The following is a 16,017-nucleotide window of genomic DNA, read 5'->3' as shown; positions in this document are numbered from 1 at the left end:
GTTTCGTCTCATTGATTTCACTTGGCGATACATACGTCGTCAGGTCGGCGTCGCCGACTGTGTTTTGAACATCTTCCTTAGCGGTTCCAAAATACCGCTTTAACCTTTTTCCGGAATGTCTAAAGTTAGCACGACGCCGTCGTATCCACGACTGGCCAAGTAATGGAGAGACAGCAACGTGCCCTCGTTCCTCACGCAGGTAGTCATTCGCCGACATGGGCCTCGAAACTGGCATCGACATTTCCGCGTTGCTTGCGCTACGCGCGAAGGTCGCGCGCTGGCTGGAGGGCGAAACCCTGCACGGCGCGCTATGGCTCGCCGGTCTGCCGAAAACCCACGCCGCTGCCGCTCCAATCGACGCCTGAGGTCATCATGAACCACGTCACCCGACTTCCTCTCGACGGCGTTCGCGTCATCGAATTCACGCACATGGTCATGGGACCGACATGCGGGATGATCCTCGCCGATCTCGGCGCCGAAGTGATCAAGATCGAGCCGCCGGGCGGCGACAAAACACGCAACCTGCCGGGCCTCGGCATCGGCTTCTTCCGTTCGTTCAACCGCAACAAGAAGAGCGTCGTGCTCGACATCAATTCACCTGAAGGCAAGGACGCCGCGGTCGAACTGATCGGCACCTGCGACGTGATGCTCGAAAACTTTCGTCCCGGCCTGATGACGAAGCTCGGCCTCGACTATGACACGCTATCGAAGCACTACCCCGGACTCATCTACGTATCGCACAAGGGCTTCCTGCCCGGCCCGTACGACAAGCGCCTCGCGCTGGATGAAGTCGTGCAGATGATGGGCGGGCTGTCGTACATGACGGGTCCCGTCGGCCGTCCGCTGCGCGTCGGCACGTCGGTCAACGACATCATGGGCGGCATGTTCGGCGCGATCGGCGTGCTCGCAGCGCTGCGCGAACGCGAGCACACCGGTCTCGGCCAGGAAGTGCAAAGCGCGCTGTTCGAGAACTGCGTGTTTCTCTGCGCGCAGCACATGCAGCAATACGCAATGACCCGCGAGGCGCCGCCGCCGATGCCCGCGCGCGTGTCGGCGTGGAGCGTCTATGACGTGTTCACGCTCGCCGATGGCGAGCAGCTTTTCATCGGCGCGGTGAGCGACAAGCAGTTCGTGACGCTGTGCGATGTGCTGGCATGCCCCGATCTCGCCGCCGAACCGGACTTCGCAACGAACGCATTGCGCGTCGCCGTGCGTCCGCGTCTTCTCGAGCGGCTCGGCAATATTCTGAAAGATCATCGCGTGGATGAACTGTCGCCGAAGCTCGAAGCGGCGGGCATCCCCTACGCGCCGATCGTGCGCCCAGAGCAACTGCTCGATGACCCGCACCTGAAAGCGAGCGGCGGCCTCGCGCCGATGCAGACCGACGACGGAGGCATGACGGATGTCGTCCTTCTGCCGATCACGATGGGCGGACGACGACCTGGCGTGCGCCAGGCGCTCGCGCGCGTCGGCGAACACACTCAGGAAGTGCTGGCGCGGCTGAAGCGCCGGGGGATCGCATAAGTCATGTCATCTATCGCGTTCAAAGTCTCGTTGCGCTCCTGTGATGACAGCGCTACAACGACAATCGCGTGGTCAAGCGCATCCCGCGTTAGGCGACGTTAGTCCAGAGCCGCTCGCGTTTCACGAAGAATCTCTTCCGACAGTTCAGGGTCATCAACCGCGCGAGCCAAGATGAGGGCTCCAACGATGCTTGAAAGCGTATGAATCGCATCGCGACGAGCATTTTTCTTTTTTGTCTTTGCACGAGGCTCAGTGAAGCCTTTGAGCATACCCTCGACATGCTGTGTGAAGGCGGGTTGAGCCGCGGGTTCACGGGCAATCTCGCCAGCCAATCCTGCCATCATGCATCCGTTGCCCCTGTCGTCGCGGTGTTGCTCGGTGAGATATCCGTCAACGTATTGTGCCCTCAGCTCACCGCGAGCCGCGCCTTCTCTGATGGACTCGAGAGCTTTGGCCGATGTGTCTTCGATGCTCTTCGCGATCAGATCCTCTTTTGACTCGAAGTGATGGTAGAAGGCGCCGTGTGTAAGACCGGTCGCCTTCATGATTTCGCTAAGGCTGACCCCGGAAAATCCGCGTTCGCGAAACAGAATGGATGCTTGTTCCAGGATGCGGGCATGCTTCTCTGCCGTCTCTTCTGGCGGGTAACGCATACGTCCTCCGAAAAACCAAAAAAGAAATGAGTTGACTTGAAACAGTATAACCATCATGCTTCGCCAACGATAGCATGATGATCATCATGTTTAATCGGCCGCATTTGAAGGGTTCCGTGCTTGCATGCGCCCTATAACATGATGACCATACTGCTTAACCGTGCGGGCACGGCGCGCAAGCTTTGGCCGCGTTTCCTCAGTCTCCGGAGGTTTATATGAAGAAGTTTCTCGTCACAGGTTCCACTGGCGCTACGGGCGCTCCTACCGTTCGCCTGCTGCTGGCAAATGGCCACGACGTCGTGGCTTTCGTTCGCCGTGAAGACGGCCGTTCCGAGGCGCTGAAGGAACTGGGCGCGGAAATCGTGACGGGTGACATGCTGAAGATCGAAGATGTCCGTCGTGCGATGAAGGGTGTCGACGGCGTCTACTTCTGCTATCCACTGACACAAGGCGCGGTAGAAGCGACGGCGATCCTCGCTCAGGCTGCAAGCGAGCACAGCGTGAAGCAGATCGTTTATATGTCGCAACGACAGTCGCGTCCGCACGCACGCAGCCCGGCAACGATGAGTCACTGGCTTTCCGAGCAGATCCTTGATCGCTCGGGCGTTCCGGCAGCACATCTGCGAGTCAACTTCTTTGCCGAATGGATGTTGTACACAGCCGCTGAGATCCGCGCTGGCCGCTATCTGACACCGTTCGATCCGGAGAGTCGCTTCGTGCCCATCGCCGCGGTGGATATCGCATGCGTGGTCGTAAAGATTCTTGAGAATCCGGAGGCGTTCGGTAACGCGATCATTCCGGTCACGGGCTCGATCGAAGTCAGCCACATCGAGCTCGCGGGCATTCTCGCGAGCACGCTCGGAAAGGAGGTTCGCTTCGAGCAGGTGTCGCCGGACGAATTCGTAAAGGCCATTGGCCTCGACGGCGATCCTTCATTTGCCGCCCATTTCAAGGCGGTCAAGGTCGATCAGCAGGAGCAACTGCTTGCCGGCGTCGACAAAAGCGCGGCGGAGATCGTCGGTCAGCCGCTGACGACGCCCGAACAGTTCATCGAAGCGCATCGCCATCTGTTGGCGTAAATGTCACCGCCGTCAGACGACCCGGCGGGTTTCGCTCGCAATCCGCCATTCGTAGAGCATGGGACTCGATCGGAAGCGTGAAACCGCCCCGGTCGGATCATCGCTCGCGCCGCTCCTTGTACACACAGATACGTCTCGATCGGCGCGAGCGCTGGGCGCGCTGAGGAATCGCCAAGCTCGGCACAAATGCCCGCGTAGGTGGGCTTCATTGACGACGGACGACACGAGCGGTCGCGATCAACGGAATTCGCCGGATGCGCGCGGACCTCAAGTGTAACCGGCTCGTGCCCGCGAGCGAATTACCGTAAACGTCGTCATCTGGAGTCAGGACATGCTGCGCCGTTCTCTCACTGCCATCTGCGCCAGCGCGGCCGCGCTGCTCGCCTCGCACGCCTACCCCGCTGGGTCGCGCCCTGTCGTCGTCGAACTGTTCACGTCGCAGGGTTGTTCGTCGTGCCCGCCCGCCGATCGCTTTCTGTCTGAGCTGAGCGACACGCGCTCGGATGTTCTGCCCCTGGCGTTTCACGTCACGTACTGGAATCAGCTCGGCTGGAAAGATCCGTTTTCATTCGACGGCGCCGATGCGCGTCAGGCCCAGTACGCGCAGCGGTTTCGCGACTTCGAGTACACGCCGGAGATGGTGATCGACGGCAAGGCCGAGGTGGTGGGCTCGAATCGAACTGCAGCCAGCTCGGCCATCGACCGTGCGAAGTTCACCGGCTTGACGGCCGCTACGGTTAGCGCGACGCGCGCAGACGGCGGTGTCTCAGTGTCCATCGGCCCGGGCACCGGAAGCGCGCGCGTGCTGCTCGTCGGCTACGACACCCGTCACGTCACGGCGGTCGGACGCGGCGAGAACGCGGGCCATACGCTTACCGAATCGAACGTCGTACGCGGCATTGCGCCCATCGGCCAGTGGTCAGGCACAGCGCAAACATTGCGTGCCGACGCCGTCGCCGGTGAGCATCAAGTGGTACTGCTCGAGGCCAATGATGGTGCAATTGTCGGTGCCGCACGCGTGGTCGATGCGCGTGAGGCGCCGGCGCGGTGAGCGATTGGTTGTTTGATCCGGAAACGATGACGAGTTCATTTCCGATGTGCGATGGCCTACCGCGACGAGTCTTTAATGTAGTCGTGGATAACCCTGCCGTAAGGGAGTGTGATGTCGGCAATGAAGTGAATGGCGCCGAGGACGCGCTTCACTTGCAAATCAGCTACGGGTGCATTCACGTGCGGAACAAGACCCAGCCGCGCCGGGCCCGACCAGGCTCCCTTGACATGAATGTCGGACAGGTTATAGCCGACGAGTTGCGCGATGGCAGGCTCGCCGTCAACACCGGGAATGATTTTCAGGTTGACCTGCGTGGCGCCCATCTTGTCGATGATGGATGCAGGAGAGCAGGCCCGTCGGCCCTCCACGTCGTAAAGCAGATGCTGATGCTTGTATCCCATGGTACCGACCGCGACCTGGACTCCGGCGTATTCGAGCGTACCTGTGAGTGTGTCGTGAACCACGGATAGTCTGGGTTTGGCGTGCTTCTTTGGAAAGCCCCAAATCTCGCGTCCACCCGCGATGGGCGGTTCGTCGTCGAGGTACATCTGTGCGGTGAAATTGACATGCTCACCGCCAAGCATCGCAGGAATCACGACACCCGACTCCGTGTAGTCGCCAAATCCTGCGGAATCCGGCATGCGAATGAATTCGAAAAGAGCGGTGTTGCTTCCATCGGGCTCCAGCGGTTCCGGCAGTGCATCGCGTAACGCGCCGGGGTCCGTTTCGTAGGTGATGATGAGATATTCCCGGTCGATGAACCTGTAAGGGCCGCGCGGATAGGAAGGGGACGCAGCGGGCATGGACGGCAGGGTGATAATGTCTTCACGCTTCATGGTGCTCTCCAAGATCGTTTGATGTTGCAGAGAAAAGGGCCGTTTCAGATGCCTGCCCGGACGCCCGCGTCGACGCGTTGGGTCGCGCCAGGGGTCACAGCGACCGCATGATCAGGCGTTTTCGGATAAGCCTTCCCATCTGCCGGCATGCCGACGACGGGCGGCACATGCCCATTGATCTCATCGGCCTCGTTCGAGCGTGTGAAGCGCAAGTGCGTGATATCCGTCGGGAAGAACATGCCCCAGCTCCACTCCACAAAGATCCGCAGCTTGCGGCCAAGCGTCGGGATTCTGGCGAGATAAAAGGCACGCCATAGCAACCACGCGGGGAGGCCAGTCAGGCGTATGCCGTAAATGGATGCGACACCTTTCATATGCCCGATGGTGGCCATCATCCCTTTCGCGACAAATGCGAATGGGCGAGTCTCTCTGCCCGTCAGGCGACGCACAAGGTTGTCTGCGAGTTGGTGGGCCTGCGCGACCGCGTGCTGGGCGGTCGGCGGCGACGGTTGGCCCGTCGCCGCGTTGTGCACCAGCGCGCAATCTCCCGCTGCCCACAGAGCGGGGAAGTCACGCACGCTCATATCGCCTTGCGTCGTGATCCGGCCGCGCTCGACGGGCAAGCCGATGCGTGTGGCGAGTCGTTCGATCAGTGGGTTGGGTTTCGTGCCGATCGTGCAGATGACCGTTGAACCATCGATGCACTCGCCATCCTGCAGCACGACGCCTTCTGCGCTGACAAGCGATGCGCGCGTGCGCAGCCTGACGTTGATGCCCCTGTCCGCCATCCGCTGCGCAGTGATCGCGCCAAGCTGTTCTGGCATCTCCGGCAGCAGCCGGTCTCCGTCGTGCAGTATCGTGACGGCAAGTTCCTCATCCCGCACGAGCCTGTAAAAGTGCCGCACGCTATGGAGATAGTCGGCCAGTTCGCCAGCTACCTCGACGCCGGAGAATCCCCCACCCACAACGATGAAGTGTCCAAGCCTGCGCCTGACATCCGGGTCTGATTCCAGTTCAATGCGCGCAAGCCGTCGCAGGACCTGATTACGGATGAACATCGCGTCGCCGATCATCTTGAGCGGCAAAGCATGTTCCTTCATGCCCGGTACAAGTTCCAGGTTTGCACGCGTTCCGAACGCGAAGATCAGATGCTCAAAGGCGATTTCGCGCGTACCGGCCAGTGTCGTGCCATGTACGGTCCGGCGCTCGTAGTCGATGTCCTGGACAGTTGCCATGATGAAGCGGGAGCGCCGGATCATCTGCCGGATCGGCACAATGACCTGCTCCGGGAAAACCGATGCGCCCACGACTTCAGCCAGCATCGGATTGAAGGTGGTGAAGCTTTCGTCGCTGATGAGCACCACACGATAGGGCGCAGGCAATCGCTTTTCGAGGGCTTGGGCGAGCGTCGTACCGGCAAAGCCGCCGCCGATGACCACGATGTTTTTCTCGGCTTCCATGTCAACTCCTTACGTACCCATCGGCCGGAGTGGCCTGGGTCTGGTAGGTAGTGTGCGAACCGCTCCTCACGTACGCGTCGCCCGGAGTTCACTTTTCTGTCACGACACCCAGACAGTCAGGTCCATCTCGGCGGTCAAGCCCCCGACCGACCGTGCAGGTCTTGTGGGCCTGATCTCCAGATAGCCCTGGGATGTCGCCAGCGCATAGGTGGCATGTGGCGCGATGGCCCGTGTGCGTTCGCGTTTGTTGTGTTTCTCGAGCTTTGCGGCCAGATTGACGGCGTCGCCGATGACCGTGTATTCGAGCCGCCTTCCGTCGCCGACGATGCCGAACAGCACCGGACCGCTGGCGACGCCCGCGCCGACATCGGGCGCAGGCTGACCACACTTGAGTCGAGCGGCACGCCACCCGTCGACGGCGTGCAGGGTGGCATCGACCGCGCGCAATGCATGGGCCGCGTGATGCAGGTCGGGCGCGACGGCTCCAAAGCTTGCGAGAATGCCATCGCCGAGAAACTTGTCGATGCTGCCGCCATGCGACCGGATGACAGGCACGATCAGTCGTTGATATTCACGAAGCAGGACGATCACATCGGTGACGCACAGACTGCGCGATGCTTCCGTGAAGCCGCGCATATCGAAGAACACAATGGTCGCGTCGCGTACATCGGCCTGCCCCGGCATGCCCGGGAATTCCGATCGGGTGATGCGGTCAGCGACCGTGTCGTCGAAGAACATCGAGAGATCGGTGACGGCCTGCTGACCGGACACGGATTGGACGACGAAGCTGCGCGCACGGGCGAGCGCCAATGCGAGTACGGCTGTCGTCACGACGATTGCGAGCAGCTTGTCGAGCTCGCCGCCAAAGTGAATCTGCGTTGAGCGCAACGCGGTCACGTAGTCCCATGTCACCGGATTGCCCTGTGCGTGAGTCAACGCCCAGGCGAGCAACACCAGCCATCCCGCCGCGGCCGTCAGGCCCGACAGGACGACCCATACCGGCTCGAAGCGCAGCGTGCGCAAAGCAATCAGGATGAACACATAGGCGAACTCCGTGCACTTCAGATAGAACGGCGCAGGCTGTTCATACTGCAGGTGATACGCCCAGATCACGAACATCAGCACCGCCATTTCGACTACGACCGTTGTTCCTACCATCCATCGTCGAAGCTGGCTGGTCATGGCCAGATACAGCCGCACGAGCGCAGCGACGGCGAAGAGCGTCAGCCCGAGCGGCACGGCACGGATGGGCGCATCAGGCGAGAAGCCGGGCGGGGTAAGCGCATACAGGACGCAGAGGATGGCTGCAATCAGCAGCTGAACCATCGTCACCAGCAGCTCGCTGTGGTACTGTTCGCGCTCCAGTTCTCGCCGCACGCGAGCAGGCCATACGTCGGTCCCCGTACGCCGACGCAACATCGAAACGAATGATTGCGGGAGAGTCGACATGCGCAAATCCTGGCCGTGTTCGTGAATGCGCTAACCCGATGCAGGCCGGGTTTCGCCGCCGACGATCTTCGTGCATGTGCCGGCTGGAAGCAGCACCCATTCGTCGCTGGCTGCATCCCGCGTGGCGCGGCCGGCACACGCATGTCTTGCCGTGCCGCAGTCGTTCCGGGCGGCACGCACAACGCCGAAGCATCGCTCGCGACTGAATGTGAAGGTCGCGCTCGAGTGAGGGCCGAGATGGGTATTACGGTCGACTGCGACCGCAATCGCGCCGAGCGCGCTGACGATCACGATGACATTGGCGATGCGGCGGCTCATGCAAGCTCCCTCATTTCATGCTGCCGGCGTGCGTGCAGCAGCCGGCGCGACAACGACACGGCGCCGATCGCGAAACACATCGCCGCAAATGCGACCCACGCATACGGCCGCAAGAGAGGCATCGCCACCAGGACGAGCGAGTCGTTGCCGCCGGGAATCATCAGGCTTGCCCAGCCCATCAGCGCACCGCCACTCAGGCAGCGCACCAGTAGCGCCGGTGTGACGCGCGTGCCGTCTACGCGGTCGCCGCGCATCGCGCGTGTGATCCTGGCTGACATCGCGCCCAGCAGGAGTGCACCGGACAGCAGTCCACGCGAGGCTGTCGCGCCGACGTGTCCTCGCTGGGCGAGATCGGCGAGCGTATCGGTGTATGTCCACGCGCCATCGAGCACGAACAGCAACACGAACGTAATCCCGATTGCGGCAGTCGCGCCGTGCGGTAACCACGATGCACGATTCTTCCCGGCCGGGTCCGTGTCCGGCAGGCTGGGTGTCGATCCCGCGTGGCGTGAGCGCAGCGCACAGGCCGCAAGCGTTGTCGCTACCGCGACGAGCAACACCACGATAGATGCGGGCGCATGCAGCGCAGGCGAATCATGCACCGGGAAGGGTGTCGCAGCCGCAAGGCCACGCGCGGCGATGTGACAGCCGGCGTAATAGCCAATGGGCGTTGCGACGTAGCTCCACTGACCCGCACCAATGCGCGCGATCGTGCCCAGCGCGCACGCGCCGTTCACCGAGGCACCCAGTCCCAGAAGCAGGCCACCCCAGAGCGTCGCGCGAGTCACCGGCGAGCCAGCCGGAAGCGATGGCAGCGCATCGAGCGATTTGGCAATGAACAGGCCGCCAAGCACGAGCACGGATGCGAACAGTATCGCGAGCAGACGCCCGCATTTGCGCTCGTCGATGATCTCGTTGACAGCGGCCACGGTGCAGGTTGCCCCGCGCCGGATGGCGACGCCCATCGCCAACGCGCAGAGCACCGCAAGTGTTGTTGTACTGGCAAGAGGCGGGACGTCGATCATGACCGTGCTCCTGAAAGAGCCGATGGGGGCAAACGCGCTACAGGAACTCGGCGCGAAGATCGATGCTGGAGCGCTCGCCGATCGCGTCGAAGTTGTCATGTAGCCACGCTTCGGCACGGGCCCGCCCCTCGTCGCGCAGAAAGCACAGGAACGACCAGTCGGCGTTGAGCTTGCTCGATACACCCAGCGCCGCCATCGCTTCGTCGGAACGGATCGAGTGGATCAGCATCTCCTTCATGTCAGGCCGATCGATCCTGCCTTGCTGGATCAGCGATGTGACGAAACTGATGGCCCTCAGTTCGCGCATCAGCGACGAGTTGAAGCTGACCTCATTGATGCGGTTCATGATTTCCGAGGCCGTTCTTGGCACGCCTCGTCGCACGATCGGATTGATGTGCACGATGACCACGTCGCGAGTCCCACAGTGATAGATGAGCGGAAAGATGGCGGGGTTACCCATATAGCCGCCGTCCCAGTAGTGTTCGCCGTCGATCTCGACGGCCTGGAACAGGAACGGCAGGCAGGCGGATGCGAGTACGGCATCGGCGCTTACCTCGTGGCCGTCGAACACCCGGACCTTTCCCGTTTCGACGTTCGTTGCGCACAGATGCAGATGAATGGGACATCCGGCGCGCAATGCGTCGAAGTCGACATGGCGTTCGAGCACGTCCCGAAGCGGATTGAAGTTCATCGGATTGAACTGGTAAGGCGACCACATCCGCAGCATGAGATCGGTCATCACATACATCGGCGAGTAGTCCAGCGTATGGCCGTTCGTCTGCCCGTTCGTCTGGCCGTTCTGAAGCAACGCCTCCCACGGCAGCTTGCGAAACGGGCTCGCGTACTGCGCGGCATGAGCGATGTCTTGCCAGAACGCGTGGAGCGCGGCGCGCGCGCCGTCAGGCCCACCTCCCTGGAGGCCGCTCGCCAGCACCGCCGCATTCATGGCGCCCGCGCTGGTCGCGCTGACCCCCTCGATCGCCAGCCGCCCATCTTCGAGTAGGCGGTCGATCACGCCCCAGGCAAAGGCGCCATGTGCGCCGCCGCCCTGCAAGGCCAGCGCGATCTGCTTCGTGCCGCCGGTTGCACGCGGGCTGCGAGTTGTCCCGTCCATGGCTGCCTCCTAATGTTGCGTCCAGCCACCGTCTACGGCGAGGGCGGTGGCCGTGATCGACGCGGCGGCGTCCGACGCGAGGAACAATGCAAGCGCGGCGATTTCCTCGACCGTGACGAAACTTTTGCGCGCCTGATGGGCGAGCAGGACGTCGCGAATGACGTTCTCGGGCGAGATGCCATGCGCTATGGCCTGCTCGGCGATCTGCCCGTCGACAAGCGGTGTCCTGACGTAGCCGGGGCAGATCGTATTGCTCGTGATCCCGTGTTCGGCCACCTCGACGGCGACTGTTTTCGAAAGGCCGATCAGGCCGTGCTTGGCGGCGACATACGGCGCCTTGAACGGCGAGGCCACCAGCCCGTGTGCGGAAGCGACGTTGATCACGCGGCCCCAGCCGCGAGCCTTCATCCCCGGCAACACGGCCTTGACCAGATGAAAGGCCGAGGACAGATTGACGGCGATGACGGCGTTCCAGCGGTCGTCCGGCTGCTGGTCGATCGGGGCGACGTGCTGGATTCCGGCGTTGTTGACCACGATGTCGACCTTGCCAAAAGCGTCGACCGTCTGCAGCGCCATCTGCCGCACGTCCTGTGGGACGGCCATGTTTGCGGGGCTGTAGCGAACGCGTACGCCGTGTCCGTGTTCCAGTCGTGCACGCGTCGCCTCGATGGCATCCGCGTCGCCGAAACCGTTGAGCATCACATCCGCGCCGTGCGCGGCGAATGCCGTTGCGATTGCGAGTCCGATGCCGCTCGTCGACCCGGTGACGATGGCTGATTTTCCTGTGAGCATGAGATTCTCCCGATTGCACTGTGCGGGACGGCGCGCGCTGGCAGGCGCTCGCTGACTACAGCACCGCAGTTATGGGCGTGATGACGTGTGACCCAGCCAGCGGCTGATCAGGTAGTCGAGCGACAGCTTGCCTGGGCCGTGCAAAAGCGTAACGAGCAAAAATAGGCCCCAGTACTGGTGATCGCGCAGACCGACTTCGCCCAGCCCCGGATAGGAGATGACAGCGATGATGTTGAAGATAAAAAGCCCGAATGCCGCGAAGCGCGAGCCGAGCCCAAGCACGAGGAAGATCGGAAAGCCCAGTTCGGCGGCCGTGCCGAGATAGGCGGCTAGTTCGGGCGGCAAGAGCGGCACCGAATACTCGCCCTGAAAGAGGGCGAGTGTGGAAGACCAGCTCGCGATCTTGGTGAGCCCAGACTGAAAGAACACCAGGCCGATGACGATACGAATGCCCAGGTCGAGCACGGGCGTGGCGAACTCCAGCGCGCGCAGCGCCGAACGGTAAAGCGAGAGTGCCTTGTGCGGCACACTGGACGGTTCGGCGTCGTGCGTCGCGGAAAGGGGGGATGAGAGCTTCATGTTGGAACCTCGGGTCATCGTGAACTCAGGCGGAAGTCAGGCGGCGCCGCAGGCGGCTCGATGCGGCGCCGGGACGGCGAAGTCGATATCAGCCCGCCGCGGCGGATTTGGCTGCGGGACTGAGAACGCCGCTTTTTCCACCGGGTTTGGCGAACTCCGACGTCTGCAGATGAGCGCCGGCGATCTTGTCGCACGTGCCCTTGGGAACGAGAATCCAGGCTTCCGAGTCATGGTCCATCTTTGCGGTAGCGGCACATGAACTCTTGCTGGTGCCGCAGTCGTTCTTGCCCGCCTTCGCGATGCCTGCGCACTTCTCGAAGTCGCCGGCTGCAAACGAGGCCGTGCTCGCCGTCGCAACGCCAATGGCAAGCAGACTCGCAATGGCTCCTTGAATGATGCGTTCGCTCTTCATGATGTTTCCTCCAGGGTGGTGATGAGGTCAGGCGCGATTGCCTGTGTCCCGGGATGAAGTGTGCGAAGCGCTGCTCACGGTTTCATCGCCCGAAAATCAAATTTTCGTCACGACGCGCGGGCGCGCTGGACACGCCCCGCTGGCGATCTAGAATGATCTGGACATCATGCAATTGCCCGTTCTCGCGGGCGGTGCCGTGCCCCCAACAGTCCAGTGAGGATGCCCGTCATGTCTCGCAACGTTCTGGTGATCGAAGACGACAATGACATCGCCCAACTCGTCCGCATGCAGCTCGCGGGTCTCGCCTGCGAGACGACGGTCCTTAACGACGGCAGGGCAGGGCTGGCGGAAGCGCTTGCCAGGCCCTACGACCTGGTGGTGCTTGATCTGATGCTGCCAGGTGTCGACGGACTCGAGATCTGCCGGCGTCTGCGCTCCGAACGCCGCTATACGCCTATCCTGATGCTGACGGCCAAGTCGACCGAGCTCGACCGGGTCCTGGGACTGGAGATGGGCGCCGACGACTACCTCGCAAAGCCGTTCAGCGTGCTGGAATTCGTTGCTCGCGTGAAGGCGATTTTCAGACTCGTCGATATGCTCGCCAATACGGCGGCCGGAGAGCATACGCGGATCGAATGCAAAGATCTGAAGATCGACGTCGAAAGGCGGGACGTGACCGTGCGCGGCGCTTCAATCCTGCTGACCGCCAAGGAGTTCCAGTTGCTGCTTCATTTCGCGCAGAACCCGGGGCGCGTCTATACGCGCGCGCAACTGCTCGATCAGGTGTGGGGCTACAGCCATAGCGGCTATGAACATACGGTCAATTCGCATATCAACCGCCTGCGCGCGAAGATCGAGATCGATCCGAATGCGCCGGAATACATCCAGACCGTATGGGGCGTCGGGTACAAGTTCCGCAATGCGACCGAAAACTGACTTCCATCTGTTCGCCACCTTGTATGGCCGGCTCGCATTGTTGCTGATGGTGGTGTTCGTCGCGATCGGCGCGGTCATGATCGTGGCGTCGCAACGGATGTTCGAGACGCAGCGACTGTTCGAACTGGTAGCCAACCTGGTGGTCGGCACGGTGGCATTCAGCCTGATTGCCGCGCTCGTCGTTTTTCGTTTCCTCACGCTCAGACTTCGCAGGCTGGCGTCCGCGATCGAAGCGTTCCGGGCGAGCGGTTTTGCAAATCCGATACGGGTCGAGGCGACGGATGGCAACGACGACGAGATAGGACATCTCATCGCCGCGTTTCAGGAGATGTCGGAGCGCATCGCGATGCAGCTCTCGCAGCTTGAACAGGTCGACCGGCAGCGCCGCGAACTGCTTGCCAACGTGTCGCACGATCTGAGAACACCGCTTGCCTCCATGCAGGGTTATCTCGAGATGGTGCTGATCCGGGACGACGAATTGTCCCAGGAAGACCGATGCCGGTATCTGCAGATAGCGGTGAAGCACTGCGAGCGGCTTGCAAGGCTCGTGCGCGACCTGTTCGATCTGACGAAGCTTGAGGCAAACGAAGTAAGACCGCAGGTCGAGTCATTTCCGATCAGCGAACTTGCGCAGGACGTCGTCCAGAAGTTTGCGCTTAGCGCGCAGAAGCGGGATCTCAGGCTGAGCGCGCGCGTGAGTACAGACTGCCCGCCCGTTTGCGCCGATATCGGCATGATGGAACGCGTGCTCGAGAACCTGATTGAAAACGCGATGCGCTATACGCCGGCCGGCGGGGAAATCAGCGTTGGCGTGCACCGGGCCGGAGACCGGGTCGAGCTTCAGGTGAGCGATACGGGGCAGGGCATCCATCACGACGATATCGGCAACGTGTTCGACCGATACTATCGCGCGGATCGTGGCGAATCCAGCGACGCAGGCAATGCGGGCCTGGGGCTCGCAATTTCGCGCCGCATCATCGAGCTGCATGGCGGGCAGATTCGCGTCGAGAGTACGCCGGGTCTTGGCACCACCTTCACGGTCGAGCTGGCGATGGCGTAAGTATCATGCGCGGCTCTGCCAGGGCTCATAGATCGAAGCCGACGATGGTCGAGTCGAGGATGCGGCGCTCGATGAACTCGCCGAGTGCAAACGCCGGATCGCGCCGCAACGCAAGGTCGTAAGCGTCGTCCACGGTCTGCCCTTCGTGCAGTGCCCGCAGCATCGCGAACTCGCCGTCTGGTAATGGCTGGATATCGACCGCGAAGCCGACACGGCGGACAAGAAGCCGCTCGCCCCCGGCCCTTGCATTGATGGTTTCGTTGCTCAGGGATTCTCGCTGGTTGACCTCCCAGATCTTCCGGACCGGGAACGCAGAGGCGAACAGGCGGCACGCAGGGTGGAGCCTCAGGCGCAGTGTCGAGCATTCCGCGCCCGCGAGGCTCGACAGTTCCGATAGTGGAAGGGGAGCGTGATCCGCGGCATGAAAGACTTCGTGCACGAGCCATTCGAGTGTCGCGGTATCGGCCAGGTAGCTCAGGGAGACGGCAGGCGGAAAGCTTTCGAGGAAGGCTGGAAAGCTGTCGCCGAAACGCTGGATATCACCGCTTTGCGATGGATGGTCGCGTATGTACCGGTTCGCCGCATAGTCGAAGAACGGCTCGCCGACGAGCCTGTCAACGACGGGATAGACGGCGCGCAGTGCTTCGCGCAGGTTGTGATACGTGTTGCCGATATAGACCGCCAGCCGGTCCTGCGTGTTGTCGCCGCATAGGGTCCCGTCGATCGCGGACGGGTCCTGCTCGAAAATCGCGGCCGCAAACGCGGCCTGAAATTCATGAAGCGAATGCATGGCGAGCCCTCATCACCGTCGCGGCGTGACTGGATTCTTCGAGCAGGACTTCGAGCGGCGGGATGTCGGTGTCCCATTCGATCAGGGTCGGGACCGGGCCGAAGCGGTCGAGCGCACGCGCGTACAGTTCCCAGACGGCGGGTGCAACGCGCGTGCCGTGCGTGTCGATCAGCAGGGTGCCGACCCGGTCGTGGCCGGCAAGATGAATTTCGCGAATCGCGTCAACAGGCAACGCATCCAGATATGTTTCGGGATCGATGTCGTTATTTGCTTCATTCACATACAGGTTGTTCACGTCCAGCAATATTCCACAACCCGTCCGCCGGGCGACATGTGCGATGAATTCGCCTTCGGCTATGGTCGAATGACGGAACCGGATATAGCTCGATATGTTCTCGATGAGAATCTGCCCGTGAAGATGTTCCTGTACTTCGTCGATGTGATCGCACACGACGTCCAGCGCCTCTTCCGTGTAGGGCAAAGGCAAAAGGTCATTCAGATGTCTCGATCCGACGCGCCCCCAGCTCAGGTGCTCGGACACGAGTCCGGGCTGGACTCGGGAAACCAGATCGCGCAGATGCCGGAGATGCTCGCTGTCGAGCGGGCCCGTCGATCCGAGACTGAGTCCGACGCCATGCAGACTCAGCGGATACGCGTCGCGGATACGCTCGAGGTAGTGCAGCGGTTGGCCGCCCGCACCGAAGTAGTTTTCGCTATGCACTTCAAACCATCCGACGCGTGGCCGTTCACGAAGGATCTGCTGATAGTGTGGCGGGCGCAGGCCGATCCCGGCCAGATCGGGCACGGTGTGCGCCACAGCAAACGGTGAGGCAGGGGTACACATCGGGCAATCCTCTTCAGCGGTGCGAATAACTGCACTGTCGTCGATAACGATCACAAATCCGTCACGATTGCGTCGAATTTTTTGACCTGTGTTCT

18 protein-coding genes and 1 pseudogene are annotated in these 16,017 nt (G+C 61.8%); 6 read left to right on the top strand and 13 right to left on the bottom strand.

Annotated elements, in window-relative coordinates:
• On the bottom strand, window positions 1-217 hold a 217-nt coding region (locus J8I87_RS14000), incomplete at its 3' end, for a hypothetical protein (RefSeq protein WP_209932041.1).
• Between J8I87_RS14000 and J8I87_RS13995 the strand changes: the two are divergent.
• Both J8I87_RS13995 and J8I87_RS13990 read left to right on the top strand, forming a co-directional pair.
• A pseudogene (locus J8I87_RS13995) lies at window positions 210-365 on the top strand (hydroxymethylglutaryl-CoA lyase); the annotation flags it as partial. The gene J8I87_RS14000 and the pseudogene J8I87_RS13995 sit on opposite strands and share 8 nt — an antisense overlap.
• Window positions 366-372: 7 nt before the next feature.
• The gene (locus tag J8I87_RS13990) at window positions 373-1,524 is read left to right on the top strand and encodes a CaiB/BaiF CoA transferase family protein (protein ID WP_209932040.1); all 1,152 of its coding nucleotides are present in this window, start codon (window positions 373-375) and stop codon (window positions 1,522-1,524) included.
• A gap of 98 nt (window positions 1,525-1,622) precedes the next feature.
• Here the strand turns inward: J8I87_RS13990 and J8I87_RS13985 are convergent, their stop codons facing one another.
• Complete coding sequence (locus J8I87_RS13985; protein ID WP_209932039.1) at window positions 1,623-2,177, bottom strand: TetR/AcrR family transcriptional regulator; 555 nt, start codon at window positions 2,175-2,177, stop codon at window positions 1,623-1,625.
• 215 nt (window positions 2,178-2,392) lie between these two features.
• Between J8I87_RS13985 and J8I87_RS13980 the strand changes: the two genes are divergently transcribed.
• Window positions 2,393-3,256, top strand: coding sequence for an NmrA family NAD(P)-binding protein (locus J8I87_RS13980; protein WP_209932038.1), 864 nt, complete (start codon window positions 2,393-2,395; stop codon window positions 3,254-3,256).
• 331 nt (window positions 3,257-3,587) lie between these two features.
• Complete coding sequence (locus J8I87_RS13975; protein WP_209932037.1) at window positions 3,588-4,307, top strand: DUF1223 domain-containing protein; 720 nt, start codon at window positions 3,588-3,590, stop codon at window positions 4,305-4,307.
• A gap of 56 nt (window positions 4,308-4,363) precedes the next feature.
• Here the strand turns inward: J8I87_RS13975 and J8I87_RS13970 are convergent, their stop codons facing one another.
• The 9 genes from J8I87_RS13970 to J8I87_RS13930 form a co-directional block, all read right to left on the bottom strand.
• Window positions 4,364-5,143, bottom strand: a complete 780-nt coding sequence (locus J8I87_RS13970; RefSeq protein WP_209932036.1) for an acetoacetate decarboxylase — start codon at window positions 5,141-5,143, stop codon at window positions 4,364-4,366.
• A 44-nt stretch (window positions 5,144-5,187) separates the two neighbouring features.
• Window positions 5,188-6,582 carry an NAD(P)/FAD-dependent oxidoreductase gene (locus J8I87_RS13965; RefSeq protein WP_313064460.1) on the bottom strand — a complete coding sequence of 465 codons (1,395 nt, stop codon included), beginning with the start codon at window positions 6,580-6,582 and terminating at the stop codon, window positions 5,188-5,190.
• A gap of 120 nt (window positions 6,583-6,702) precedes the next feature.
• Entirely contained in the window at window positions 6,703-8,052 is a 1,350-nt protein-coding gene (locus J8I87_RS13960) for an adenylate/guanylate cyclase domain-containing protein (RefSeq protein WP_209932034.1), read from the bottom strand.
• 30 nt (window positions 8,053-8,082) lie between these two features.
• On the bottom strand, window positions 8,083-8,370 hold the full coding sequence (locus J8I87_RS13955) for a DUF2282 domain-containing protein (protein WP_209932033.1): 288 nt from the start codon (window positions 8,368-8,370) through the stop codon (window positions 8,083-8,085).
• Window positions 8,367-9,395 (bottom strand): YeeE/YedE thiosulfate transporter family protein, encoded by a 1,029-nt coding sequence (locus J8I87_RS13950; protein WP_209932032.1) that lies wholly within the window; start codon window positions 9,393-9,395, stop codon window positions 8,367-8,369. Before J8I87_RS13950 ends, J8I87_RS13955 begins: the two co-directional genes overlap by 4 nt.
• Before the next feature lie 37 nt (window positions 9,396-9,432).
• Window positions 9,433-10,509 (bottom strand): patatin-like phospholipase family protein, encoded by a 1,077-nt coding sequence (locus J8I87_RS13945; RefSeq protein ID WP_209932031.1) that lies wholly within the window; start codon window positions 10,507-10,509, stop codon window positions 9,433-9,435.
• A 9-nt stretch (window positions 10,510-10,518) separates the two neighbouring features.
• The gene (locus J8I87_RS13940) at window positions 10,519-11,301 is read right to left on the bottom strand and encodes a 3-hydroxybutyrate dehydrogenase (RefSeq protein ID WP_209932030.1); all 783 of its coding nucleotides are present in this window, start codon (window positions 11,299-11,301) and stop codon (window positions 10,519-10,521) included.
• A gap of 69 nt (window positions 11,302-11,370) precedes the next feature.
• Window positions 11,371-11,880, bottom strand: a complete 510-nt coding sequence (locus J8I87_RS13935) for a DoxX family protein (RefSeq protein WP_209932029.1) — start codon at window positions 11,878-11,880, stop codon at window positions 11,371-11,373.
• 88 nt (window positions 11,881-11,968) lie between these two features.
• On the bottom strand, window positions 11,969-12,292 hold the full coding sequence (locus tag J8I87_RS13930; protein ID WP_209932028.1) for a DUF2282 domain-containing protein: 324 nt from the start codon (window positions 12,290-12,292) through the stop codon (window positions 11,969-11,971).
• 228 nt (window positions 12,293-12,520) lie between these two features.
• Between J8I87_RS13930 and J8I87_RS13925 the strand changes: the two genes are divergently transcribed.
• The gene (locus J8I87_RS13925; RefSeq protein ID WP_209932027.1) at window positions 12,521-13,228 is read left to right on the top strand and encodes a response regulator transcription factor; all 708 of its coding nucleotides are present in this window, start codon (window positions 12,521-12,523) and stop codon (window positions 13,226-13,228) included.
• Entirely contained in the window at window positions 13,212-14,288 is a 1,077-nt protein-coding gene (locus J8I87_RS13920; protein ID WP_245253918.1) for a cell wall metabolism sensor histidine kinase WalK, read from the top strand. Before J8I87_RS13925 ends, J8I87_RS13920 begins: the two co-directional genes overlap by 17 nt.
• A gap of 25 nt (window positions 14,289-14,313) precedes the next feature.
• Here J8I87_RS13920 and J8I87_RS13915 read toward each other — a convergent pair whose 3' ends face one another.
• Together J8I87_RS13915 and J8I87_RS13910 are read right to left on the bottom strand one after the other, a co-directional pair.
• Window positions 14,314-15,078 (bottom strand): DNA-binding domain-containing protein, encoded by a 765-nt coding sequence (locus J8I87_RS13915; RefSeq protein WP_209932026.1) that lies wholly within the window; start codon window positions 15,076-15,078, stop codon window positions 14,314-14,316.
• Entirely contained in the window at window positions 15,062-15,922 is an 861-nt protein-coding gene (locus tag J8I87_RS13910) for a DUF692 domain-containing protein (protein WP_209932025.1), read from the bottom strand. Before J8I87_RS13910 ends, J8I87_RS13915 begins: the two co-directional genes overlap by 17 nt.
• Between the last annotated feature and the right edge of the window lie 95 nt (window positions 15,923-16,017).

The organism is Paraburkholderia sp. LEh10 (genome assembly GCF_017814945.1).
GTDB lineage: Bacteria > Pseudomonadota > Gammaproteobacteria > Burkholderiales > Burkholderiaceae > Paraburkholderia.
This window is presented reverse-complemented; position numbering and strand designations above follow the sequence as displayed.

Bases quoted from the DNA above. Each gene is read 5' to 3' on its own strand.
- J8I87_RS13990 (WP_209932040.1), top strand. From the start codon at position 373: ATGAACCACGTCACCCGACTTCCTCTCGACGGCGTTCGCGTCATCGAA.
- J8I87_RS13945 (WP_209932031.1), bottom strand. From the start codon at position 10,509: ATGGACGGGACAACTCGCAGCCCGCGTGCAACCGGCGGCACGAAGCAG.
- J8I87_RS13975 (WP_209932037.1), top strand. From the start codon at position 3,588: ATGCTGCGCCGTTCTCTCACTGCCATCTGCGCCAGCGCGGCCGCGCTG.
- J8I87_RS13955 (WP_209932033.1), bottom strand. From the start codon at position 8,370: ATGAGCCGCCGCATCGCCAATGTCATCGTGATCGTCAGCGCGCTCGGC.
- J8I87_RS13940 (WP_209932030.1), bottom strand. From the start codon at position 11,301: ATGCTCACAGGAAAATCAGCCATCGTCACCGGGTCGACGAGCGGCATC.
- J8I87_RS13925 (WP_209932027.1), top strand. From the start codon at position 12,521: ATGTCTCGCAACGTTCTGGTGATCGAAGACGACAATGACATCGCCCAA.
- J8I87_RS13985 (WP_209932039.1), bottom strand. From the start codon at position 2,177: ATGCGTTACCCGCCAGAAGAGACGGCAGAGAAGCATGCCCGCATCCTG.
- J8I87_RS13960 (WP_209932034.1), bottom strand. From the start codon at position 8,052: ATGTCGACTCTCCCGCAATCATTCGTTTCGATGTTGCGTCGGCGTACG.
- J8I87_RS13950 (WP_209932032.1), bottom strand. From the start codon at position 9,395: ATGATCGACGTCCCGCCTCTTGCCAGTACAACAACACTTGCGGTGCTC.
- J8I87_RS13935 (WP_209932029.1), bottom strand. From the start codon at position 11,880: ATGAAGCTCTCATCCCCCCTTTCCGCGACGCACGACGCCGAACCGTCC.
- J8I87_RS13910 (WP_209932025.1), bottom strand. From the start codon at position 15,922: ATGTGTACCCCTGCCTCACCGTTTGCTGTGGCGCACACCGTGCCCGAT.
- J8I87_RS13920 (WP_245253918.1), top strand. From the start codon at position 13,212: ATGCGACCGAAAACTGACTTCCATCTGTTCGCCACCTTGTATGGCCGG.
- J8I87_RS13930 (WP_209932028.1), bottom strand. From the start codon at position 12,292: ATGAAGAGCGAACGCATCATTCAAGGAGCCATTGCGAGTCTGCTTGCC.
- J8I87_RS13970 (WP_209932036.1), bottom strand. From the start codon at position 5,143: ATGAAGCGTGAAGACATTATCACCCTGCCGTCCATGCCCGCTGCGTCC.
- J8I87_RS13915 (WP_209932026.1), bottom strand. From the start codon at position 15,078: ATGCATTCGCTTCATGAATTTCAGGCCGCGTTTGCGGCCGCGATTTTC.
- J8I87_RS13980 (WP_209932038.1), top strand. From the start codon at position 2,393: ATGAAGAAGTTTCTCGTCACAGGTTCCACTGGCGCTACGGGCGCTCCT.